Below are 22,724 nucleotides of genomic sequence, written 5' to 3'. Positions count from 1 at the left end.
AGGTTCACGACGACCGCCGGGAGACATCGCGCAGACCGTGGTACCAGCCGAGCACCCGCCGCTCGACCAGCCGGAAGAGAACCGACAGCACAAAACCGAGCAGCCCGAGCAGCAGGATCCCGGTCCACATGTCGGGGATGGCGAAGCCGCGCTGGAACTGGACGATGGTGAAGCCGAGCCCGTTGCTCGCGGCGAACATCTCGCTGATGACCATCAGGATGATGCCGATGGACAGGGCCTGCCGCAGCCCCGCGAAGATCTGCGGGCTCGCCGAGCGCAGCACCACGTGCCGCAGCCGCGCGACGCCCGTGATGCCGTACGAGCGGGCCGTCTCCGACATCACGGAGTCGACCGCACGGACGCCCTCCACGGTGTTGAGCAGGATCGGCCAGACACAGCCGCTCGCGATGACGGCGATCTTCATCGTGTCGCCGATGCCCGCGAACAGCATGATGACCGGCACGAGCACCGGTGGCGGCACCGCGCGCAGGAACTCCAGGACCGGCTCGCACACGGCCCGCACCCGGCGGTACGAGCCGATGACCGTGCCCAGCGCCACGCCCGCGACGGCCGCGCACGCGTAGCCGGCGCTCAGCCGCAGCACGCTGGGCAGCACGTCCCCGCGCCACCGCTCGCCCGTCCACACGTCCGGGAACGTGCTGAGGATCGTGCGCAGAGACGGCCAGTAGATGTCGGTGTTGTCGTCCGAGGCGACCCACCAGACCGCGACCAGCAGAGTGGGCAGCGCGACGACGAAGAACACCCGAAGCAGGACGCCCCTCACACCGCCACCTCCCCGCGCACCGACTGGTGCCAGGCCAGCGCCCGCCGCTCGACCGTCCGCGCGCCCACGTTGATCAGCAGCCCGAGCAGCCCGGTGACCACCACCAGCGCGTACATCTCCGGCACCGCCTGCGAGGTCTGGGCGACGGCGATGCGCGCGCCCAACCCCGGTGCCCCGATGACGAGTTCAGCGGTAACGGCGAGGATCAACGCCACCGTGGCAGCCAGCCGCACGCCCGTCATGACGTACGGGAGGGCCGAGGGCCAGAGCACGTGCCGGATCCGCGCCCAGGTGCCGAGGCCGTAGGAGCGGGCCGTCTCCTCGGCGACCGGGTCGACGTCCCGGACGCCGTACATGACCTGGATCAGGACCTGCCAGAAGGACGCGTAGACGACGAGGAGCAGGACCGAGCGCAGATCGGTGCCGAACAGCAGCACCGCGAGCGGGATCAGGGCGACGGAGGGGATCGGGCGCAGGAACTCGATCGTCGAGGCCGTCGCCTCGCGAAGGTAGGGCGTGACCGAGATCAGAACTCCCGCCAGGATTCCGGCGGTCACCGCGATCGTGAGCCCGAGCGCCCAGCCGGTGAGCGTGTCCCCGAGCGCGGTCCAGAACGCCTCGTCGGCAAGCTCCGTCGCGAGCGCGTCGGCGATGCGGCTGGTCGGCGGGAAGTACTCGTCCTTGACGAGGCCGAGCCGCGGCGCCGCCTCGCCCAGTGCGAGGAAGGCCGCGAGCCCGGCCGTGCCCAGGACGGCGTTGGTGCCCCTCACGGCAGCAGCTTGTCCAGGTCCGGGGCCTTGGCGAACAGACCGTCCTGCACGCCCAGTTCGGACAGCCGCTCGATGGAGGCGCGGTTCGGCTCGGCCGGCCACCGGGGCAGGGTCAGCGTCTCCAGCAGGTTCTTCGGGATCTTCGTGTACGTGGCGATGATCTCGCGGGCCTCGTCCGGGTGGCTGTCGGCGTACGCGAGGGACTCGGCGGTCGCCTCCTGGAACTTCTTCACCATCTCCGGGTTCTTCTGGGCGTACTGCTGGGAGGTGAAGTACATGGCCACGGTGAGGTCGGGCGACACGTCGACGAAGAGCGACGCGATGCTGGTGCCGCCCTGGGACTTGATGGTGGCGAGCGCGGGTTCCACGACACAGGCCGCGTCCACCTGGCCGTTCGCGAGCGCGGCCGGCATCTGGTCGAAGGGCATCTCCACGAACTCGACCTTGGACGGATCGCCGCCGTCCTTGCGGACCGACTCCTTGACCGAGGTGTCACAGATGTTGTTGAGCGTGTTGGCGGCGACCTTCTTGCCCTCCACGTCCTTGGCGGACTTGAGGGGGCTGCCCTTCTTCACGGCGAGCTCCGCGAAGTCGGCCCCCTGCTTGCCGGTGGACGCGACACCGTTCGCCACGGCCTTGACCGGCACGTTCTTGGACTGGGCGACCAGCAGGGACGTCATGTTGCTGAAGCCGAAGTCGAACTGGCCGGAGACGACACCGGGCACGATCGCCGCGCCGCCCTGCGCGCTCGTCAGCGACAGCTTGATGCCGCGTTTGCTATAGAAGCCCTTCGACTGGCCCAGGTACAGGGGGGCGACGTCGATGATGGGGATGACGCCGGCCTTGATCGTGGTGGTACCACCGCCGGACGCCTTGTCGTCGTCCGACCCGGAGGAGTCGGACGAACCGCAGGCTGTCGCGGCGACGAACACGGCGCCGGCCGCGAGGCCGATGAGCAGACGACGCATGACTCCCCCTACTGGGACAGTTCCTCGACAGGCTGTGCGCAGACCGCACAGAAGTGCTCAGCGGGAACGTAGAACGTCGCCGGGAGTGGGTCAATGCTCTTGACACGCAAGGTCGTTGACAGTTGCCGAAGCGTGCTCCTAGCGTGCGCAGTGCGCACCCCCGTGCGTCCCGTGGAGGCGATGATGCCTGCTGGAGCCCGCGAACCGCACTTCGTCCGTTCCTTCGAGCGCGGCCTCGCGGTCATCCGCGCCTTCGACGCCGAGCATCCGGAACTGACGCTCAGCGAGGTGGCGCGGCTCACCGACCTCACCCGAGCGGCGGCCCGCCGCTTCCTGCTGACGCTCTTCGACCTGGGATACGTGGCGACGGACGGGCGGATGTTCCGGCTCACCCCGCGCGTCCTGGAACTCGGCTACTCGTACCTGTCCAGTTTCACCCTGCCGGAGATCGCCGAGCCGCATTTGGAGCAACTCGTCGCGCAGATAAGGGAGTCGTCGTCCCTGTGCGTCCTCGACGGCGACGACGTCGTGTACGTGGCACGGGTGCCCACGCACCGCATCATGACCGCGACGATCACGGTCGGCACCCGCTTCCCGGCCCATGTGACGTCCGTGGGCCGGGTGTTGCTCGCCCAGCTGCCCGACGAGGACATCGACGCCCGGCTCGTCCGCGCGGACCTGCGCGCTCTGACGGGCCGCACGATCGTCTCGGCCGGCCTGCTGCGCACCGAACTGCGCCGGGTCCGCCGTCAGGGGTACGCGATCGTCGACCAGGAGCTGGAGGAGGGGCTGCGCTCGGTCGCCGTCCCGGTGCGGGACCGGGACGGCGAGGTGGTGGCGGCGGTCAACATCCCCGTGCACGCCAGCCGCAACTCCGTCGACTCCGTACGCCGTGACCTGCTGCCGCATCTGCTGGCCACGGTCGCCCGGATCGAGGCGGACCTAGGGTCTGTCCGGCGGATCAGGCCGGAGGAAAATCACGGCTCCCGGTAGCCGCGGGTGTGCGTGCCACCAGACCCCGCGTCTCCGGCCTGATCCGCCGGACAGACCCTCAAGTGTCACAGGTCGAGCACGAGGCGCTTCCCGCGGCACCGGGACACACAGATGAGCATGGTCTCGCCGGCCTCCCGTTCCTCGTCGGTGAGCACCGAGTCCCGGTGGTCCGGGGTGCCTTCGAGGACGTCCGTCTCGCAGGTCCCGCAGGTGCCCTCGGTGCAGGAGAAGAGCACCTCGACCCCGGCGGACCGCACGGTGTCGAGCACGGAGACGTCCGCGGGGACGGTGAGCGTGTGGCCCGAACGCTCCAGGACCACCTCGAACTCCGTGTCCGCGCCCGTCTCCTGGACCTTGGGCTGGAAGCGCTCGACGTGCAGTGAGCCCTTCGGCCACTGCGCGCACCGCTCCTCCACGGCGTCAAGGAGCGGCCCGGGACCGCAGCAGTAGACGAGCGTGTCGGGCTGCGGAGTGCCGAGTTCGGCGGCGAGGTCGAGCAGCCCGGTCTCGTCCTGCGGGGCGATGCGCACCTTGTCCCCGTACCGGCCCAACTCCTCGATGAATGCTATGGAGTTGCGCGTACGCCCGCCGTACAGCAGCGTCCACTCCGCGCCCGCCGCCTCGGCCTCGGCCAGCATCGGCAGGATCGGGGTGATCCCGATGCCGCCCGCGACGAAGCGGTAGCGCGGCGAGGGCTGGAGGGCGAAGTGGTTGCGCGGGCCGCGCACTCGGACCTTGTCGCCCTCCTCCAACTTCCCGTGCACATGGGCGGATCCGCCGCGTCCATCGGGTTCCCGCAGCACCGCGACGCGCCAGGAGTGCCGGTCGGCCGGATCGCCGCACAGCGAGTACTGCCGCTCCAGGTCCGGGCCCAGGACCACATCGATGTGGGCGCCCGGCTCCCAGGCCGGCAGCTCCTCGCCCAGCGGATGTCGCAGCGTGAGGGTGAGCACGCCTTCGGCGGCCAAGTCCCGTCGCTCGACGACGAGTTCGGCTTCGTACGAGGTCATGAGCCGTTTCCTTGAGTGACGTGCGGGGCGTGCGGGTCGAGCGGGACCCTCGGGGAGTGTCCTTCGGGGTGGCCGAGCATCCACTCCCACATCTCGATCGGGTCCTCGGCGCTGTGCTCGGCCCCGCAGTGACAGGTGCCGTGCAGCACATCGGTGCCCGGCAGCCAGTCGATGCGGTAGATCTCGCCGGTCGGGCTGGTCACTGGACCTTCTCCATGGGCTTCTCGCCCTCCTCGACCAGCCGGGCGAGGATACGGCGGGCGGCCAGGCCACCGGTGTCGATGTTGATGCTCAGCTCCTGGTAGCCGTTCCGCTCCGTGCCGAGCGTCTTCTGCAGCAGGTTGAGCGCGTCGACGTCCTGCATCACGACGGTGTGGTTGTTGCCCCGCAGGAACTCGGTGACCTCGTCGTCGTCGGTCGCCCAGTCGCGCGAGACCATCCAGAAGTCGTACACCTTGCCGTCGGCGGACGGTGTGATGGCGTACGTGATCTCCGTGTGGAAGCCGTTCGGGTCGCTGCCGTCCGCCTCGGGCACGACGCCGACCGGGGCGATCCGGCTGTGCAGCAGATACAGACACGGCGCGTGGTACTCGATGTCCTGCCAGCGGGTGATCCGCCCCTTGATTCCGGTCGACTTGGCGTAGAACGGCGGGCACTCGGCGTCGTCCATGTGCCGGCTGACCCGCACGATGCCGGCGCCCTCGTCGACCTCGGTGGTGATCGGCGTCTCGGCGACCTCGGGGGTGCCGATGTAACCGCCGTGCAGATACGTCTCGTGGGACAGGTCGAGGAGGTTGTCGACGAGGAGGCCGTAGTCGGCGTCGATCGGCTCCATCCCGCTGACGGTGACCCAGCCGGGGGAGTCCAGGTGCCTGGCCCGCGGAATGGTCTCCGGGTCGGCGAGGGCCGGGTCGCCTATCCACACCCAGATCAGGGCGTCCTGCTCGACCACGGGGTAGGAGGCGACGCGGGCGGTGCGGGGGACGCGCTTCTGACCGGGCACGTACACGCACGCACCCGTCGTGTCGTAGGTGAAGCCGTGGTAACCGCAGACGATCCGGTCGCCGTCGAGCCCGCTCTCGGAGAGCGGGTAGCGGCGGTGCACACAGCGGTCGTGCAGGGCGACGGGCCGTCCGTCGTCCTCTGTGCGGTAGAAGACGAGCGGCTCCCCGAGAATCGTCCGGCCGAGCAACTCCCGCCCCACCTCATGGGCGTAGGCGGCGACGTACCACTGGTTCCTGGCGAATGCGGTCATGTGAGGCATGGGCGGTCCCGTCCCGTGAAGCGGGGCGCCGTCGCCCCGCGTGCCGTGGTTGGACTCAGCGTCGTGACCCTTGCGGTGGCTCCGCAAGGCGGCTTCCGTGAGGCGGAAGATGCCCAGCCCGTCGGTACTGACACCCATGCCGTCCAGGAGGGGTCATGGCACATGGATTGCGTCTGGGTAACTTATAAAGTCAGATGCTTGCACTTGATGTTAAGTGGTGGGTTCCCTAGCGTTCTCGGTATGAACCTCACTGTCCTCGCGGCCTCCGGCCGGACCGGAATGGCCCTCACCCGGCAGGCGTTGTGGCGTGGTCACACCGTGACCGCGATCGCGCGTGATCCCGAGCGGATCGCTCTGCCCGACTCGCCGAATCTGCGCAAGGTGGCGGGTGATGTGAATGACGCGGCCAGCATCGTCGCCGCCGTGGACGGGGATGGTGTGGTCCTGTCCGCGCTCGGCACCGACCGGGCGGGGACGTTGCTGGCCGGGGCCCGGGCTGTGGTCGCGGCCGGTCCGCGGCGGGTGATCTGGCTTGGCGCGTATGGCACGGGCAGGTCGGCCGGCGTGGCGGGGGAGGGGGCGGGCATGCTCGCCGCGGTGCTGGGTGAGCGGCTGGCGGACAAGGTCGAGGCCGACGACACGGTGCTCGCGGCCGGGGGCACGGTCTTCCATGCCGGGATGCTCGCCGACGGGCCGGTAAGCCCTGGCCGGCGCACGGTCGGCCTGGCGGCCGCGCCCGTCTTCGACCTGGGTGCGCAGGTCAGCCGGGAGACCGTCGCCGCGGCGATGCTCGACGAGGCCGAGACGCCTGCTTTTCCCGGGGCTGTGGCCCTGCCGCTGCCGGAGTAGGCGGGGCAGTGGGCAGGCCCAGTGGTCAGCGGGCGGTGATTTCCTCGATCGACTCGCGGACCTGTTTGCGGAGCCAGGCGTGGGCGGGGTCGGAGTCGTAGCGCTGGTGCCAGTTGCAGTTGATCGTCGCCGCCGGGGACTGGACCGGCAGCGGCCGGGTGGCGAGGGCGAACACCTCGATGAGCGGGCGGCCCAGGACGGCCGTGCAGGTGACCAGCGCGTCGCTGCGGGCGGCGATCTGCAGGGCGGTGGACACCGTGGCGACCGCCGCGACCACCCGGCGCTCAAGGCCCTCGGCGGCCAGCACCTCGTCGATCGACGCGGTCAGGCGGCCGCGCCGGGAGATCACCACATGCGGCTGCGCGGCGTAGGAGGCCAGGTCGAGTCTGGCGGCGCAGGGGTGGTCCGCGCGCATCGCCACCACGAGCCGGTCCTCGCCCAGCGGCTCGGAGCGGAACTCGGGCAGAGCGGGCCTGGCGCCGCCGAGTTCGAGATCGACACGGCCGTGGCGCAGGTCGTCGGTGTCGACGGAGTTCTCCGCCAGCACCCGCAACTGCACCCCCCGGGCCCGCTGCTGGATCCTGTCGACCAGGACCGGCACCAGCGACGCGGCCACCGCGTCGTGACACTGGATCGTGAAGGTGCGCTCCAACCGCGCCAGATCCAGCTCGCGGACCGGCGAGAGCACCTCGTGCGCCTGCCGCACCAGCCGGTGCACCTCCTCCCGCACCGACAGCGCGTACGGAGTGGGAGCCATCGAATGGCCGGTACGCACCAGGATGTCGTCCCCGGTGACAGTACGAAGCCGGCCCAGCGTGCGGCTCACCGCGGGCGAGGACAGATGCAGCCGCTGGGCCGCGCCCATCACGCTGCCCTCCTCGAGCAGGGCGTCCAGCACGGTCAGCAGATTCAAGTCCAGTTGCATGACAGTAAATCCTAACCAGCCACAGATCCACTCCGATCAACTCCAGGAGCATCACATGAACCAGGAACTGCTTGCCGCCACCGTCGCCGCCGTCCGCCACGCCGGCGCCCGGATGATGACGCGCTATTCCACCGAGTCCCGTCAGCCCGGGCTCCCCGAACTGCTCGCGGACCTCCGGGCCAATGACGCGGCCGTCGTCGACACGTTGCGACCGGCGTTGACCGAGGCCCTGCCGAGCGCGGGCTGGCTCAACGACGAACACGGATCGGGACCACTGGCCTCGGGCGAGTGGTGGCTCATCGACCCGGTCGGCGGCAACGTCAACGCGGTGCACGGCATGCCCGACTGGAACATCGGCGTGAGCCTCGTCCGCGACGGCCGCCCGGTGCTGGCGGTGGTCTTCTTCCCGGCCCTCGACGAGATGTTCACCGCGACCGAGGGCGGCGGGGCGTTCCTCGACGGTGTACGGCTGCGGGTCTCGGCCAAGACGTCGTTGGACGGCGCACTGGCCGGGACCGGCCAGGCCAAGCCGGGTCACGACCCCGAGCTCGCGAAGCGGATGGGCTCCGCCTTCACCGCGATGATGAACGCCGCCCTCTATGTGCGGGTCTCCGTACCGGTGACCCAGCATCTAGCCCAGGTCGCCGCGGGCCGGATGGATCTGCACTGGCAGTTCGACAACGTCCGGTCCCACGCGGCAGGTGTGCTGCTGGTCCAGGAGGCCGGAGGCGTCGTGACCGACATGGAGGGCAAGCCGTGGGAACTGGCCGGCGAGAGCTACCTCGCCGCCGCCCCGGGTGTGCACGCCGCCGCGCTGGAAGTCCTTGTCGCCTGAGGGCAGCTGGGATCGAGGGGGTGTCGAGGCCGGTCGTCGGCGGGGTGTCGTCGCGACCGGCTCCTGCGGCCGACGCTCAGGGCTCGATCGCCGCGTCGATGTACGTCTTGGTGGTGTCGGTGAGGAAGTCGCGGCTGCTGTCGGAGGTGAGGGCCTGGGCCTGGAGGTGGTCGTACATCGTGCTGTAGTGCTGCACGTCGGACGGTTTCTCCAGGCAGAGGTCGCTGGTGAACCGTTCCAGGTACACCACCCCTGACTCGTGGCTGTCGGCGAACCTCAGGATGGAGAACTGTCCTGTCAGGCCCGGGTGAGCGCCCACGGTGTACGGGAGGACCTGCATGGTGATGTGCGGCTCGGCGCTGAGCGCGTTCAGGTGTTCCAGTTGCTCGCGCATGATGTCGGGGCTGCCGACGACGCGATGCAATGCCGATTCGTCCAGGACGACCCACAGGCGCAGCGGGCGGGCCGGGTCGTAGATCCGGTGCTGACGGCGCAGCCGCACCTTGAGGCGGGTGGCGGTCTGTTCGGCAGTGAGCAGAGGGATCGTTTCGCCGATGACGGCCTGGGCGTAGGCAGGAGTCTGCAGCAGGCCGGGGATGACCATGGGATCGTAGGTGTGGAGGGAGGCGGCGTCCGTCTCCAGGTCGATATAGACGCTGTTGGAGAGGTCGCCGTAGGAGTGCCACCAGCTCCGCCGGCTCGATTCCCTGGCCATCTCCATCAGGGAGTCGATGACCTGCCGGTCCGTCACCCCGTAGATCGCGCACAGGTCGCGCACGTCGCGAGGGCTGATGGCGCGGTTGCCGTTCTCCAGATGGCTGATTTTGGGCTGAGAGACCAGGAGTCGCTCGGCCACTTCTTTGCTCTTCAGCCCACTGGCCACGCGGAGTCGGCGAAGTTCGGCTCCAAGATGACGTCTCCTGACGGTGGGGTTGGTCTTCGCCGCCACGCGCTGTGTACCTCCGGATCCAAGTCCCTGTGCTGGACCGCAGATTGTCATGGGGCAAGCGTTGCCGATCACGCGCCATGCCGTCGTGATCACAGGGGCCGAAACGGACTCTTACGTTGGCATTTGCCGCTTCCACCGGCAAGCTCGCGCCCAAGGTCGCCAAGGGCGAACTCCTCGTGGCGAACGGCGACGTCCAGATGAACTTCGCCCAGGCCAAGTCCATGCCGAACCTTGCGATCTGGTTCCCGGCGACCGCCACGGGCGGGCCCACCACCCTCGCCCTGCCCTACGCGGCCGGGCTCGTCACCGACGCCCCGCACAGCAAGAACGCCAAGAAGCTCCTCGACTACGTGCTGAGCCGCAAGGCCCAGCAGTAGGTCAGCGAGATCGGCGGCGGCTTCAGCGCCCGCCGGGACGCCAAGCCCACCGACGCCAACGCGATCGCCCTCACCAAGCTCATGGACGGCGTGGAGGTCTTCGAGCCCGACTGGTCCGACCTCGACAAGAACCTCACGTCGTACGTCGGCGGCTGGAAGGAAGCGACCGGAAGCTGACCATTCCCCGAACGGGCCGCGCACCTCACGTACCGCTGTCTTTCACACAGATGCCACGCGACCCTTCCCTGACGTTTGTTGCTCTTGGAACACTCCATTCGCGCACGTTCCATCACGTACTTGCCCGCAATGCCCCGTCAGGACAAGAGGTCACCTGCCATGCCCGAAGTGAATCGGCGCCGTTTTCTCCAACTCGCAGGCGGCACCGCGGGGTTCACCGCGCTGTCGGAGAGCATCGCCAAGGCCGCGGCCATCCCCGCGGGGTACCACCGCGGCACGATCGAGGACGTCGAGCACATCGTCGTCCTTATGCAGGAGAACCGTTCCTTCGATCACTACTTCGGTGCGCTCAGAGGCGTCCGCGGTTTCGGTGACCCCCACCCGGTCACGCTCGACAACGGCAAGTCCGTGTGGCACCAGTCGGACGGCACCAAGGACCTGCTGCCCTTCCACCCGGAGGCCGACGACCTCGGCATGCAGTTCTTGGAGGGCCTGCCGCACAGCTGGCCCGACGGGCATGCCGCCTACAACGGCGGCAAGTATGACAAATGGGTCCCGGCGAAGGGTGCCACGACCATGGCGTACCTGACCCGCGAGGACATCCCGTTCCACTACGCGCTCGCCGACACCTTCACCGTCTGCGACGCGTACCACTGCTCGTTCATCGGCTCCACCGACCCGAACCGCTACTACATGTGGACGGGCTTCACCGGCAACGACGGCAAGGGCGGCGGGCCGGTCCTCGGCAACGACGAGGTCGGGTACGACTGGACGACCTACCCCGAGCGGCTGGAGAAGGCCGGGATCTCCTGGAAGGTCTACCAGGACATCGGCAACGGCCTGGACGCGGCCGGCTCCTGGGGCTGGATCTCGGACGCGTACCGCGGCAACTACGGCGACAACTCGCTGCTCTACTTCAACAAGTACCGGGGCGCCAAGGCCGGCGACCCGCTCTACGACAAGGCCCGCACCGGCACCGACGCCCGCAAGGGCGAGGGCTACTTCGACCAGCTGCGGGCAGACGTCAAGGGCGGCAAGCTGCCGCAGATCTCCTGGATCGCCGCCCCCGAGGCCTTCTCCGAGCACTCCAACTGGCCCTCGAACTACGGCGCCTGGTACATCTCCCAGGTCCTGGAGGCGCTCACCTCCGACCCCAAGGTGTGGGCGACGACGGCCCTGTTCATCACGTACGACGAGAACGACGGCTTCTTCGACCACCTCGTCCCGCCGCTGCCGCCGCGCTCCGCCGACCACGGCAAGTCCACCGTCGACGTCGGCCCGGACCTCTTCGCGGGGAGCCCGACCAACGTCGCCGGCCCCTACGGTCTCGGCCCACGCGTGCCGATGCTCGTCGTCTCGCCCTGGAGCAAGGGCGGTTACGTGTGCTCCGAGACCCTCGACCACACCTCGATCGTCCGGTTCATGGAGCGCCGCTTCGGCGTCGAGGAGCCGAACATCTCGCCCTGGCGGCGGGCCATCTGCGGCGACCTGACCGCCGCGTTCGACTTCTCCCGCAAGGACAGCAAGCCGGCCGACCTCCCGGACACCGACGCGTACGAGCCGCCGGACAAGGACCGGCACCCGGACTACAAGCCGACCCCGCCCGCGGATCCGAAGCTGCCGAAGCAGGAGCGCGGTCTGCGGCTCGCCCGCCCGCTCCGTTACGCGCCGTGGATCGACGGCTCGGCCGACCCGAAGGCCGGGAAGTTCACGCTGACCTTCGCCTCGGGCAAGAAGGCCGGCGCCTCCTTCCACGTCACCTCCGGGAGCCGCACCGACGGACCCTGGACCTACACCACCGAGGCCGGCAAGAGCGTCTCGGACACCTGGAACTCCGCCTACTCCAACGGCTCGTACGACCTGACCGTGCACGGGCCCAACGGCTTCGTGCGTGTGTTCAAGGGGCCGGGCAAGTCCGCAGGACCCGAGGTCACCGCACGGCACGACGGGGACGACATCGAGCTGACCTTCACCAACAAGGGCTCCCGCACGGTCGGACTCAAGCTCACGAACGGCTACGGCGGCAGGCCCAAGTCGTTCCGCGTGCGGCCCGGCGCGACCGTGAGGCACACCGTGGACCTGGGGGCGAGCAAGCGCTGGTACGACCTCACCGTCGTGTCCGACGCGGGCGGTTCGTTCCTTCGCCGGTTCGCCGGGCACGTCGAGAACGGCCGGGTCGGCGTCAGCGACCCGGCGATCGCCAGGGCGTAGAGGGTGCGATTCGCGACAGGAGATGCGATGAGTCCCACATCGCACGGACTGGTCAGGTACTGGCGGGCCCGGGGTAGTGTGCCCCGGTGACCACGCATTCGAACACTCCTGCAGGTTGGTACCCGGATCCTCAGGGTCTGCCCCAGACGCTGCGTTACTGGGACGGCGTTCAGTGGACCCAGCACACCAACCAGGACCAGCAGCAGGCCCAGGCCGCGCAGCCGGTCCAGCCCGTGCAGCAGCACCCTGTGCAGCCGCAGCAGCCGCAGCAGCAACCGGTGCAGCAGGTTCCGCAGCAGGCGGGAGGGTTCGACCCGCGTGTGCAGCAGCAGGTGCATCAGCAGGCCGGTGTCGCACCGAACGCCGCCGGCGGGGGCACGCTGTTCACCGAGCCGGTCCTGGTGGTGAACCAGAAGGCCAAGCTGATCGAGCTGACCAACGAGTACAAGGTCATGGATCAGCAGGGCAACCAGCTCGGCTCGGTGGTGCAGGTCGGACAGAGCGCGCTGAAGAAGGTGCTGCGCTTCTTCGCGAGCCTCGACCAGTTCATGACGCACAAGCTGGAGATCCGCGACGCGTACGGTCAGCCGCAGCTGCTGCTGACCCGGCCCCGTAAGTTCATGAAGTCGCGGGTGCTCGTGGCGCGGCCGGACGGCTCGCCGGTCGGTGAGATAGCCCAGCAGAACATGGTCGGGAAGATCAACTTCGCGATCAAGGTCGACGGCAAGCAGGTTGGCGCGATCAAGGCGGAGAACTGGCGCGCCTGGAACTTCTCGATCGTCGACCACGCCGACAACGAGGTCGCCCGGATCACCAAGACCTGGGAAGGCCTCGCCAAGACGATGTTCACGACCGCGGACAACTACGTCCTGCAGCTGCACTACCAGCTTCCCGAGCCCCTGTTGAGCCTCGTGATAGCGACGGCGCTGACCGTCGACACGGCGCTCAAGCAGGACAGCCGAGGGCTTGGCTGACGCGTCGGTTCGTCAGTTCGTCATGAGGGAGGGGCGGCCGCGGACATCCGCGACCGCCCCTCCCTCATGCCGTCGTGGGCCACGAGGTGGCCTACAGCGGGGTGAGACGCCCGGGCTTCGGCTGCCGAGGCAGCAACGAGGGCTCGTTCAACGCCGATCCGGGCTCCAGGGCGAGAACCGCGGCCACCGGGTGCTCGTCGTCCATCGAAGTCCCTGCCGAAGGCTTCAACGAGGGCTCTATCGAGGGCTTCAACGAAGGTCCCGCCGGAGTCTTCGCCGGGGATTCCGCCGTCGGGGACCCCACTGCCGGAGGCACCGGAGTGGCGCGCGACAGCGTCACCACACCCCAGGCCGCGACCGCCGCCCCGGCCAGCGCGAGCAGCAGTCCCGCCGCGCCGCCCTGCAGCCGCTCGCCGAGCAGCGAGAGGCCGATCACCGCGGCGGCGATCGGGTTGGCCAGCGTCACCACCGCGAGGGGAGCGCCGAGCCCGCCCTTGTAGGCGGTCTGCGACAGCAGCAGCCCGCCCGCCGCGAACGTGGCGACGAGCAGCGCGACCACGATCACCTGTCCGCTGAGCAGAGATTCCGAGCGGTCCGTCGCGGCGACGGTCACGGTCTGTGTGAGGGCCGAGGCGACACCCGAGGCGAAGCCGGACGCGGTCGCGTGCCGCAGCCCGGGGCGGGTGCCCGGCCTGGCCAGTACGCCCATGAGGGCCGCGGTCGTGCCCGCCACGGCCAGCGCCTGCGGGACGCTGAGCACATCGTCGGGCGCGGGCCCGGACGCCGTGACCAGCAGGGCCGCGAGCCCGGTCAGGGTCAGCGCCGTACCGCGCCACTCGACGAACGTGACGTGCCGCCCCGCCATCCGGGCGCCCAGCGGCACAGCGGCGACGAGCGTGAGCGCGCCGAGCGGCTGGACCAGCGTGAGGGGCCCGTACTTGAGGGCGGCCACGTGCAGCAGTGCCGCCGACGCGTTGAGGCCCACCGACCACCACCAGGCACCGCTGCCGAGCAGCCGGAGCACCCCGGAGTCGGGGGTCCGTGCGGCCAGTCGCTGCTGGGCCACCGCTGCGGCCGCGTAAGCGACGGCCGAGAACAGCGACAGGATGACGGCGACGAGTGTGGCGCTCATCGTCCGGCTCCCACGAGCTCCGGAGCGTCCTGCGCGCCGGGTGCCCCGGGCCCGCCGGGCCCGTCCGGTGCCCGCGGCCCTTCCGGTACGGAGCTGCCGGCGCACACGCGCTCCCGGGCCGGCGCCGTCGGTGTCGCCGTCCGGCGCGGTACGCGGATCACGGCGAGGGCGATGCCGAGCAGCGCGGCCGCCACTACCGCGTCGAGCCAGTAGTGGTTCGCCGTGCCGACGATCACCAGCAGCGTGACCAGCGGATGCAGCAGCCACAGCCACCGCCACCGGGACCGGGTCGCGGCGATCAGGCCGACCGCGACCATCAGGGCCCAGCCGAAGTGCAGCGAAGGCATCGCGGCGAACTGGTTCGACAGCGAGTCGGTCTCGGGAGAGGCGCCGTACACCGTGGGCCCGTACACCTGGCCGGTGTCCACGAGGCCCGTCCCGGCGAGCATGCGCGGCGGGGCGAGCGGGAACGTGAGGTGCACCACCAGGGCGGCGGCGGTGACCGCGGCGAGGACCCGGCGGGCCCACACGTAGTGCCCGGGCCGCCGCAGGTACAGCCAGACCAGGAAGGCCGCGGTGGCGGGGAAGTGGACGGTCGCGTAGTAGGTGTTGACGACGTGCACGAGGGTGTCGCTGTGCAGCAGCCCCGACTGCACGTCGCCTTCGCCGGGCAGGTGCAGGAACCGTTCGAGGTCCCAGACCCGGTGCGCGTTGTCGAAGGCCTCACCGGTGTGGCCCGTGGCCAGCTGCCGGCCGAGCTTGTAGACGAGGAAGAGTCCCGCGACGAGCAGGAGCTCACGGACGAGGGGCGGCCGCCGTATCGCGGCCTTCCCTTCTCTTGCAGGCTCGGTTCCGCTTTCCATCCCCCGGCCCCTTTGCTGACGTTCTGGTGGTGCTGGTGCGTGGTGAGCCCAGGAGGGGATCCACTCGACACAGGGGTGGGTCCTGTCCAAGGCTCATCGATACGTCAGTGTACCGATACGTTCGCGTTCCGGTACACTGGCGTATCGATAGGACTTACGCCACACTGAGGGCCAGGTCGAGGGCCACACTGGAAGACACACGGGAAGCAGGCCCGCACGGGGCCGCGGAGACCGGCGAGGAGAAGAGCCATGACGTCGCAGGCAGCGGACGAACCGGAGACGGTCGTCGCCTCGCGCCGCTCCAAGATCACGCCCGAGCGTGAGCAGGAGTTCTTCGACGCCGTGCTCGACCAGATCCGAGAGTGCGGCTATGACGCGCTGACCATGGAGGGCGTCGCCTCCAGCACCCGGTGCAGCAAGTCCACGCTCTACCGGCAGTGGAAGACGAAGCCGCAGTTCGTGGCGGCCGCGCTGCGGGCCAACCACTGTCCCAAGTTCATCGGTATCGACACCGGCTCGCTCGCCGGCGACCTGCGCGCGGTCGCGCGCACGGCGGGCGAGCGGTCGGACGAGGACACCAGACTGCTGCAGGCGCTCGGGCAGTCCGTGATGCAGGACGACGAACTGCAGCGCGCGCTGCGCGACGCCCTGGTGGAGCCCGAACTGGAGGCGCTCCGGGGAATGATCCGGCGCGCGGTCGACCGCGGAGAGGTCACAGCCGACCATCCGGTACTGGAGTTCGTGCCGGCGCAGCTGCTCGGTGTGCTCCGCGTCCGTCCCCTTCTCGAAGGGCGGCCCGCGGACGCGGACTATCTGCTGCGCTATGTGGAGGTGGCGCTGTTGCCGGCCCTCGGACTGGCGGATCCTCCCTGAGGCTCAGGCCGCCGTCCACGGGATGACTGGACGGTGACCTGCTCGCGCCGCACCGTGGGGACGGGGGCGGCGCGCACCCCCCGGCCGGGTGGGGTTCCTCTCGAGCGGAGAGGCGCCCCACCCGGCCGATCGGTGTCCGGTCAGAGCTCCGACCGTCGTACGTCTACACGTTCTGCCCGTTTCCGCCGCCGCCCGCGGCCTCCTTGATGCCCTTGGTGATCTCGTCGATGACCGACTGCTCGGGGGCCTTGGAGCTGACATCGATGCCGAAGCGCACGACGACGAGCTGCTTGGAGCTGGAGGGTGCCGGGAAGACGAGCGACTCGACGTAGCCGTCGTCGCCCTTGCTCGTGACGACCTTCCAGCGGACCGCGTAGCCCTTCTGCCCGGCCACGGTCACTGCCTTGGAGGAGAGCTCGTCGTGCGAGGTGATCCTGCCGTAGCTCTTGCCGCCGTAGGACTCCTCGGCGTTCTTGGCGATGTCCTCCTTGGCGGCGGCCTCGGCGGTGGTGGCCTTGAGCTTCAGGGCGATCGCTGGGGCGGAGTAGGCGCCGCCGCGGGTGCACTCCTTCGAGGTGTCGCCGGGGCACTTGTAGGCGTCCTTGGACGTCACCTGCGCGCCCACCTGGATGGTCGCGCCGCTCCAGCCGTCGGGCACGGGCAGGCTGATGCCGTTGATCGGGTCCGTGGCGTAGCCCTCCTCGGACGGGAGCGGCTGCGGGACTTCGGACTCGCCGCCCTCCGGGGCACCGGGGCCGCCCTGACCGCCGCCGTCCTGTCCCTGCGGACCGTCCGGCAGGGTCGGCACCGGCTGGGTGTTGGCCGAATCGCCGCCGCCCGAGCCGTCGTCCGCGGTCAGTGCGTACACCCCGCCGCCGATGCCGGCGAGGACCGCCACGGCGACGGCGACGGCTATCGCCGTGCGCGCTTTGCGCCGAGGTCCGCCGGGGTGCGCGCCCGGATACGGCGAGCCCGGTGAGAACGCCGGAGGACCCCAAATGGCGCCGGACTCCGCTGGGCGGGTCTGGTCCGTCCATGTCCTACCGTCCCACCATCGCTGCGTTGCTGGGCCGTCGATTGTCTGCCCGGGGTCGGGATACCAGCCGGGGGGAGTCGCCTGCGTCATGGGTCCACCGTATGAGGCGCGAGTGAAAGCCGGATGAGAGGATCCGGATTCAGTTCACCCAATCACCAGCCGCACCGGTTGTTTCAAGCCCCGGGACACCCGCGGCAGCCCGTCCCGCCCCGGTGTCACCGAGCCCAGCACGCTGGGGTGCCGGGCGCCGGTGCTCCTCGGGTCGGTGCCCGCGAGACCGTGCAGCGTCAGGAAGCCGAGGACGGCGAACGCGTACGCCTCCTTCGCGGCCGACGGCAGGCCCAGGGCGTCGGAGGTGCGCAGCGGTACCCCCGGCAACTCCTCGGCGAGCATCGCCATGAGGACGGGATTGCGCGTGCCGCCGCCCGAGACGACGACCTCGGTGGCACGCATGGAACGGACGGCGTCCGCGACCGTGCGCGCGGTGAGCCGGGTGAGGGTGGCGATCACGTCCTGGTGAGCGAGAGGGCCGATGTCCGTCGGAGTCACCGGATCCGTCTGAGTCGCCGGATCGGCCGCCATGGCCGGAGTGTCCAGTACAGCCGGATCCGCCAGAGTGGCCAGAGCCGCCAGCAGATAGTCCCGGTGGAACAGTTCCTTGCCGGTCGTTTTCGGCGCGGGCAGCGCGTAGTACGGCTCGTCGAGGAGCCGGCGCAGCAGGGGCTCGTGGACCCTGCCGCGGGCGGCCAGGGCGCCGTCCGTGTCGTAGGCGCGGCCGGTGAAGTGGTGGACGGCCGCGTCGATGAGCGCGCCCGCGGGACCTGTGTCGAAGGCGGTGCCGTCGGGCGCGGTCAGGTTGGCGATGCCGCCGAGGTTCAGCGCGACCGGGGTGCCCGGTCTGCCGCGCAGCCACAGCAGGTCGAAGAGGCTCACCAGGGGCGCGCCCTGGCCGCCGGCGGCGATGTCGCGTGGCCGGAAGTCGGCGACCACGGGCAGCCCGGTGGCCTCCGCGATCCAGGCGGGCTGACCGATCTGCAGGGTGCCGCGCACCTGACCGCCGTCGGTCCAGTGGTAGACGGTCTGACCGTGCGAGGCCACCAACTCGGCTTGTCCGTCGCACAGTTCACGGTCGGCGCGGAGGGCGGACGCCGCGAGGGCCTGCCCGATGAGTGTGTCCAGGCGGCACACCTCGGCGAGGGTCGTGGCCGCCGGAGGCAGCGCCGCCGCGAGGGCCTCGCGCACCTCGGTTCCGTACGCGTCACTGACCATGCCGAGCGGGCGCAGCAGCAGGCTGTCCCCGTCGAGCCGCAGGTCGGCCGCCGCCGCGTCGATCGCGTCGTACGACGTGCCGGACATCAGGCCGATCACCCGCACCCGCTCGACCCTCTGCTCGACCTCCATGCGCTCGGTCCCCACCTGCTCAACCCGCTCAACTCCCTTGTCGTACCGGCTGCTTACGGAGGGTCAGAAGGGCGAACACGCTCACCGCGCACGTCACGGCCGCGTAGTACGCCGGAATGTCCACGCTCCCGGTCCGCTTGATGGTCTCCGTGATGATGAGGCCCGCGCATCCCGAGAACACGGCATTGGACAGGGCGTAGGAGAGTCCCAGCCCCGTGTAGCGGACGCTCGTCGGGAACATCTCCGAGAGCATCGCAGGGCCCGGACCCGCCATCAGCCCCACGACGGTGCCCGCGACGAACACGGCCCCGCCCTTCACCGCGTTCGAAGCGCCCGTGTTCTGAAGGAGGTTGAGCAGGGGGACCGCGAGGACGGTGACCAGCAGCGCGCCCGCGAGCATCACCGGCCGCCGCCCGATCCGGTCGCTGAGCAGGCCCGCCGGGATGATCGTGACCGCGAAGCCGAGATTGGCGATGACGGTCGCGATCAGCGCCTGCTGGAACGTGGCGTTCAGTGAACTCTGCAGATACGAGGGGAGCACGACGAGGAACGTGTAGCCGGCCGCCGCCCAGCCCATGATGCGGCCCGCGCCCAGCACGATCGCCTTCGCCACCTCACGACCCGGCGGCCGTTCCGGACGGGCCTCCTCCCGGAGCGACTCGAAGGACGGTGTCTCGTCGAGCCGCAGTCGAAGCCACAGCGCCCCGAGCCCCATCGGCAGCGTCAGCAGGAAGGGCAACCGCCAGCCCCAGTCGCCCAGTTGCCCCTCGCTGAGCACGGTCGCCAGCAGTGCGGCCACTCCCGCCCCGCCCAGCAGCCCCAGCGCCACCGTGAACGACTGCCACGACCCGTACAGGCCCCGCCTGCCCGGTGGCGCGAACTCCGTCATCACCGACACCGCGCCCCCGAACTCCCCGCCGGCCGACAGTCCCTGAAGAACCCTCAGAAAGGTCAGCAGCCAGGGCGCGAGGGCGCCCACGGTGTCGTACGTGGGCAGTACGCCGATCAGTGTCGTCGCCACCGTCATGAGGACGATGACCATGATGAGTACGGGACGCCGTCCGACGCGGTCGCCAAGCCGCCCGAACAGCGCGGCGCCGACCGGCCGGAAGAAGAACGCGAGCGCGAAGGACGCGTACGTCTTGACCAGTGCCTCGACCTCGCTGCCACCCTCCGGTGTGAAGAACCGGGCCGCGATGACCGTCGCGAAGTAGCCGTAGACACCGAACTCGTACCACTCGATGAAGTTGCCCACCGACCCCGCGACCAGCGCCCTGCGGGAGCGCTCGGGCCGGTCGGTCCGCAGGCCGGAGCCGTGCGCCGGAGCGCCCATGCCGTTCCTCCCGCCGCCGTGACGATGTTGGAAAGTTAGTTTCAGTTCACGGCTTTTGACTGTCAATAACTTTCACCCCGGCCGGTCGGTGGTGTCGTCCGTCGCCTCCGCGCCGCCGGCGTCACCCGTCGCGGCAACAGGTGGCCCGACCAGGCTCCATCGTGCCTTCCGGAGGGCTAGGCTCAAGGTCTGTACGTCGTTTGGGCGACCTGGGGAGGTAGCGGGATGACGGAGGCACGGCCGGGAACGGCCGCCTCGGCACCCCTCTGGGAGCGCGACGCGGAACTCGCCGCGGTCGCGGAGGCAGTCGACGCGCTGTGCGCGGGTTCGGCCTCGGGCAGCCTGCTGGTCTTCACCGGAGAGGCGGGCATCGGCAAGACCGCGCTGCTCGCCGAGTCGCGCCGGATCGCGGAGACACGCAAATGCACGGTGTGGTCGGCACGCGGCGGCGAGACCATCACGTCCGTTCCCTTCAACGTCGTACGGCAGTTGCTGCAGCCCGCGCTCGTGGCGCTGATGCCCGACGAGGCGCGTGAGTACTTCGGCGACTGGTACGACATCGCGGGACCCGCCCTCGGGATAGCCGAACCGGGCGACCGCCAGGCCGACCCGCAGGGCGTCTGCGACGGACTGGTCGCGGCCGTGCGCAGGCTCGCCCGACGCGAGTGGCCGCTGGTGCTGCTCGTCGACGACGCGCACTGGGCCGACCAGGAGAGCCTGCACTGGCTCGCCGCCTTCGCGGAGCGCCTCGACGACCTGCCCGTCCTCGTCCTGGTCGCCCGCCGCCCGGGCGACGCCACCGGCGAGAGCGCCCGTCACCTCGACACCATCGGCGCCCTGGCCGGCCCGATGCCCTCCCTGCGCGCGCTGACCCCGGACGCCACGGCCGGAATCACCCGCGCCACGCTCGGCGCGCACGCCGACGTCCCGTTCTGCCGTGAGGTCTGGGCCGTCACCGGCGGCAACCCGTACGAGACCGTGGAGCTCCTCGCCAAGGTCCAGGACAGCGACTTCGAACCGGTCGAGGACTCGGCCTCGGAACTACGGGCGCTGAACCGCGCGGCACGCGGCCGTGGACTCGTCGACCGGCTCGAAGGGCTCGGTGTGGACGCCACCCGGTTCGCCTGGGCGGCGGCCATCCTCGGCACGCAGATCTCCCTGGAACTGGCGGCCGAACTCGCCGGAATGCCGCAGGACGAGGCGGAGCGCTGTGCCGCGCTCCTCGGCGCGGCGCGCATCCTCACCGAGGCCGGCCAGACGACCGGTCAAGTCGACGACGGGGACCTGGAGTTCGTCCATCCGCTCATCGCCACCGCCGTCTACCGCTCGATCCCGGACGCGCTGCGCACCGCGATGCACGGCGTGGCCGCCTCGGTCGTCACCGCGTCGGGTCTCGGCGCCGCCGCGGCCTCCCGGCACCTCCTCGAGGTACATCCGGACGACGACCCCGAACTCGTCGAGCAGATGCGAGAGGCAGCCCGCGAGCACCTCGCCGTGGGCGCCCCCGACGCGGCCCGCCGCTGTCTGGAGCGTGCCCTGGTGGAACCGCCGCTTCCCGAGGTCCACGCGCGAGTGCTCTACGAGTTGGGCTGCGCCACGCTTCTCACCTCGCCCGCGACGACGATCGGGCACCTGCGGGAGGCGCTCACGGTGCACGGCCTGGACGAGGAACTCCGGGTCGACGCGGTCTGCCGGCTCTCCTCGGCGCTCGTCCACAACGACCAGCTGGAGGAGGCCGTCGCCACGGTCGACGCGGAGGCGGACCGGCTGGAAGCCGGTCCCGCCCGTATGCGCCTGCAGGCAGTGCACTACATGTGGGAAGGCATCCACGCGGGCGAGGAGGACGCGCCCGGCCGCTCCCGCCGCCTGGCCGAACTCGTCAGGCCGCTCACCGGCCGTGACAACTCCGAGCGCGCCCTGCTCATCCTGCGCGCCTTCGACGCGATGACCCGCGGGGAGAACGCCGAGGAGGTCGTCGAACTCTGCGACCGCGCCCTCGTCAACGGCCGCCTCGCGCCGGGTCTCGGCTGGACCGACACCGAGTGGAGCTTCGAGCTCCTCATGATGCTCGGCATCTCCTACACGTACGCGGACCGCCTCGACCGCGCCGAGAGCCTGTTCACGGAGGCACAGCGGAGCTACGAGCACGCCGGGTGGAGCGGCGGCCATCTGGCCCTCGCGCACGCCTTCGGCGGATACGTGCTCCGCAGACGGGGCCGCCTCGTGGACGCCGAGGAGTCCCTGCGCGAGGCACTCCGGCTGGCGGACCGGGTGGGCCAGGGGCTGCCCATGCACTGGTCGGCGGCGTGCATGCTCATCGACACGCTGCTCGCCCGCGGGCATGTGGGTGCGGCCGAGGAGATCGCCGAGCGGTACTCCTTCGAACCGCCCCACCCGTCCACGATCGTCCTGCCGGACACCCACTCGATAAGGGGCCGCCTGCTGATCGCCACCGGCCGCGTCGAGGAGGGCGTGAACGAGCTGGAGACCGCCGAGAAGCTGTCCGCCGCCCGCGGCGGCCACAACACGGTGATGGCGCCCTGGGCCGGAGAGCTCGCCCGGACCCTCGCCGTCGCGGACCCGCGGCGCGCCGCCGAGGTGGCGGCCGACGCCCGCATGCAGGCCGAACGCTTCGGCACGGACACCGCCATAGGCGAGGCTCTGCGCTGCGCCGCCGCCCTGGAGACCGGCCGGCGCTCGGTCACGCTGCTCGCCCAGGCGGTCGCGTACCTGGAGGCGTCCCCCTGTGCCTACGAACACGCGGCGGCCCGCGTCGAGTACGGCATCGCGTCCCACTCCGTCACGGAACTGACCCGCGGTCTGACACTGGCGCGGGCCTGCGGCGCGGACGGCCTGGTGACCAGGGCCCGGGAGGCACTGGCACTGCACACGGGCCGAGTGCCCCGCCCCCGCTGACCGAGGGGTGGACGGCTCGGTGAATCGGTGGCCGGGTGCCCTTGGCGCCGGACGCCATCCGCCGGCCATGGGTCTTCGGCCGCC

General features: G+C 70.4%; 20 protein-coding genes and 1 pseudogene. 8 read left to right on the top strand and 13 right to left on the bottom strand.

Going from position 1 to position 22,724, the window contains the following annotated elements; genetic code table 11:
• Positions 1-4: 4 nt before the first annotated feature.
• The 3 genes from OG718_RS13020 to OG718_RS13010 are packed head-to-tail and all read right to left on the bottom strand — an operon-like array spanning position 5 to position 2,522.
• Complete coding sequence (locus OG718_RS13020; protein WP_328844200.1) at positions 5-784, bottom strand: ABC transporter permease; 780 nt, start codon at positions 782-784, stop codon at positions 5-7.
• Positions 781-1,554, bottom strand: coding sequence for an ABC transporter permease (locus tag OG718_RS13015; protein WP_143644052.1), 774 nt, complete (start codon positions 1,552-1,554; stop codon positions 781-783). The genes OG718_RS13020 and OG718_RS13015 overlap by 4 nt, the downstream gene beginning before the upstream one ends.
• A complete protein-coding gene (locus tag OG718_RS13010; RefSeq protein WP_143644051.1) occupies positions 1,551-2,522 on the bottom strand; it encodes an ABC transporter substrate-binding protein in 972 nt (323 codons plus the stop codon). The genes OG718_RS13015 and OG718_RS13010 overlap by 4 nt, the downstream gene beginning before the upstream one ends.
• Positions 2,523-2,705: 183 nt before the next feature.
• Between OG718_RS13010 and OG718_RS13005 the strand changes: the two genes are divergently transcribed.
• Positions 2,706-3,515 carry an IclR family transcriptional regulator domain-containing protein gene (locus OG718_RS13005; RefSeq protein ID WP_328844199.1) on the top strand — a complete coding sequence of 270 codons (810 nt, stop codon included), beginning with the start codon at positions 2,706-2,708 and terminating at the stop codon, positions 3,513-3,515.
• A gap of 65 nt (positions 3,516-3,580) precedes the next feature.
• Here OG718_RS13005 and OG718_RS13000 read toward each other — a convergent pair whose 3' ends face one another.
• The 3 genes from OG718_RS13000 to OG718_RS12990 are packed head-to-tail and all read right to left on the bottom strand — an operon-like array spanning position 3,581 to position 5,789.
• The gene (locus OG718_RS13000) at positions 3,581-4,525 is read right to left on the bottom strand and encodes a PDR/VanB family oxidoreductase (RefSeq protein ID WP_306936470.1); all 945 of its coding nucleotides are present in this window, start codon (positions 4,523-4,525) and stop codon (positions 3,581-3,583) included.
• On the bottom strand, positions 4,522-4,728 hold the full coding sequence (locus OG718_RS12995) for a hypothetical protein (protein ID WP_143644049.1): 207 nt from the start codon (positions 4,726-4,728) through the stop codon (positions 4,522-4,524). Before OG718_RS12995 ends, OG718_RS13000 begins: the two co-directional genes overlap by 4 nt.
• Positions 4,725-5,789 carry an aromatic ring-hydroxylating dioxygenase subunit alpha gene (locus OG718_RS12990; protein WP_306936469.1) on the bottom strand — a complete coding sequence of 355 codons (1,065 nt, stop codon included), beginning with the start codon at positions 5,787-5,789 and terminating at the stop codon, positions 4,725-4,727. The genes OG718_RS12995 and OG718_RS12990 overlap by 4 nt, the downstream gene beginning before the upstream one ends.
• A gap of 240 nt (positions 5,790-6,029) precedes the next feature.
• Here OG718_RS12990 and OG718_RS12985 point away from each other — a divergent pair, with 240 nt between their 5' ends.
• Positions 6,030-6,638, top strand: a complete 609-nt coding sequence (locus OG718_RS12985) for an NAD(P)-dependent oxidoreductase (RefSeq protein WP_328844198.1) — start codon at positions 6,030-6,032, stop codon at positions 6,636-6,638.
• A 25-nt stretch (positions 6,639-6,663) separates the two neighbouring features.
• Here OG718_RS12985 and OG718_RS12980 read toward each other — a convergent pair whose 3' ends face one another.
• Positions 6,664-7,563 (bottom strand): LysR family transcriptional regulator, encoded by a 900-nt coding sequence (locus OG718_RS12980; protein WP_328844197.1) that lies wholly within the window; start codon positions 7,561-7,563, stop codon positions 6,664-6,666.
• A gap of 55 nt (positions 7,564-7,618) precedes the next feature.
• Between OG718_RS12980 and OG718_RS12975 the strand changes: the two genes are divergently transcribed.
• A complete protein-coding gene (locus OG718_RS12975) occupies positions 7,619-8,398 on the top strand; it encodes an inositol monophosphatase family protein (RefSeq protein WP_328844196.1) in 780 nt (259 codons plus the stop codon).
• Positions 8,399-8,474: 76 nt separating this feature from the next.
• Here OG718_RS12975 and OG718_RS12970 read toward each other — a convergent pair whose 3' ends face one another.
• A complete protein-coding gene (locus tag OG718_RS12970; RefSeq protein WP_143634206.1) occupies positions 8,475-9,347 on the bottom strand; it encodes a helix-turn-helix domain-containing protein in 873 nt (290 codons plus the stop codon).
• Positions 9,348-9,472: 125 nt separating this feature from the next.
• Here OG718_RS12970 and OG718_RS12965 point away from each other — a divergent pair.
• From OG718_RS12965 to OG718_RS12955, 3 genes and pseudogenes are all read left to right on the top strand, one after another.
• Positions 9,473-9,901, top strand: a pseudogene (locus OG718_RS12965) (extracellular solute-binding protein); the annotation flags it as partial.
• A gap of 159 nt (positions 9,902-10,060) precedes the next feature.
• A complete protein-coding gene (locus tag OG718_RS12960) occupies positions 10,061-12,112 on the top strand; it encodes a phosphocholine-specific phospholipase C (protein ID WP_328844195.1) in 2,052 nt (683 codons plus the stop codon).
• 86 nt (positions 12,113-12,198) lie between these two features.
• The gene (locus OG718_RS12955) at positions 12,199-13,086 is read left to right on the top strand and encodes a phospholipid scramblase-related protein (RefSeq protein ID WP_328844193.1); all 888 of its coding nucleotides are present in this window, start codon (positions 12,199-12,201) and stop codon (positions 13,084-13,086) included.
• Positions 13,087-13,177: 91 nt separating this feature from the next.
• On the opposite strand, the gene OG718_RS12950 is transcribed toward OG718_RS12955, so the two are convergent.
• Together OG718_RS12950 and OG718_RS12945 are read right to left on the bottom strand one after the other, a co-directional pair.
• Positions 13,178-14,218, bottom strand: coding sequence for a DMT family transporter (locus tag OG718_RS12950; protein WP_328844192.1), 1,041 nt, complete (start codon positions 14,216-14,218; stop codon positions 13,178-13,180).
• Entirely contained in the window at positions 14,215-15,081 is an 867-nt protein-coding gene (locus OG718_RS12945) for a phosphatase PAP2 family protein (RefSeq protein WP_328844191.1), read from the bottom strand. Before OG718_RS12945 ends, OG718_RS12950 begins: the two co-directional genes overlap by 4 nt.
• Before the next feature lie 249 nt (positions 15,082-15,330).
• On the opposite strand from OG718_RS12945, the gene OG718_RS12940 reads away from it, so the two are divergent.
• Positions 15,331-15,954 (top strand): TetR/AcrR family transcriptional regulator, encoded by a 624-nt coding sequence (locus tag OG718_RS12940; RefSeq protein WP_143634214.1) that lies wholly within the window; start codon positions 15,331-15,333, stop codon positions 15,952-15,954.
• Between the two features lie 163 nt (positions 15,955-16,117).
• On the opposite strand, the gene OG718_RS12935 is transcribed toward OG718_RS12940, so the two are convergent.
• The 3 genes from OG718_RS12935 to OG718_RS12925 are packed head-to-tail and all read right to left on the bottom strand — an operon-like array spanning position 16,118 to position 19,724.
• Positions 16,118-17,080, bottom strand: a complete 963-nt coding sequence (locus OG718_RS12935) for a DUF2510 domain-containing protein (protein ID WP_328844190.1) — start codon at positions 17,078-17,080, stop codon at positions 16,118-16,120.
• Between the two features lie 54 nt (positions 17,081-17,134).
• Positions 17,135-18,364: an anhydro-N-acetylmuramic acid kinase gene (locus tag OG718_RS12930; protein WP_143635050.1), complete on the bottom strand. Its 1,230-nt coding sequence runs from the start codon at positions 18,362-18,364 to the stop codon at positions 17,135-17,137.
• A gap of 55 nt (positions 18,365-18,419) precedes the next feature.
• The gene (locus OG718_RS12925; protein ID WP_328844189.1) at positions 18,420-19,724 is read right to left on the bottom strand and encodes an MFS transporter; all 1,305 of its coding nucleotides are present in this window, start codon (positions 19,722-19,724) and stop codon (positions 18,420-18,422) included.
• Between the two features lie 225 nt (positions 19,725-19,949).
• On the opposite strand from OG718_RS12925, the gene OG718_RS12920 reads away from it, so the two are divergent.
• Entirely contained in the window at positions 19,950-22,640 is a 2,691-nt protein-coding gene (locus tag OG718_RS12920; RefSeq protein ID WP_143634220.1) for an ATP-binding protein, read from the top strand.
• Positions 22,641-22,724: the final 84 nt, after the last annotated feature.

It is taken from the genome of Streptomyces sp. NBC_00258 (assembly GCF_036182465.1).
In the GTDB taxonomy this organism is placed as follows: Bacteria; Actinomycetota; Actinomycetes; order Streptomycetales; family Streptomycetaceae; genus Streptomyces.
The sequence above is the reverse complement of the archived record's forward strand: the minus strand, read 5'-3'. Positions and strand labels throughout refer to the sequence as shown.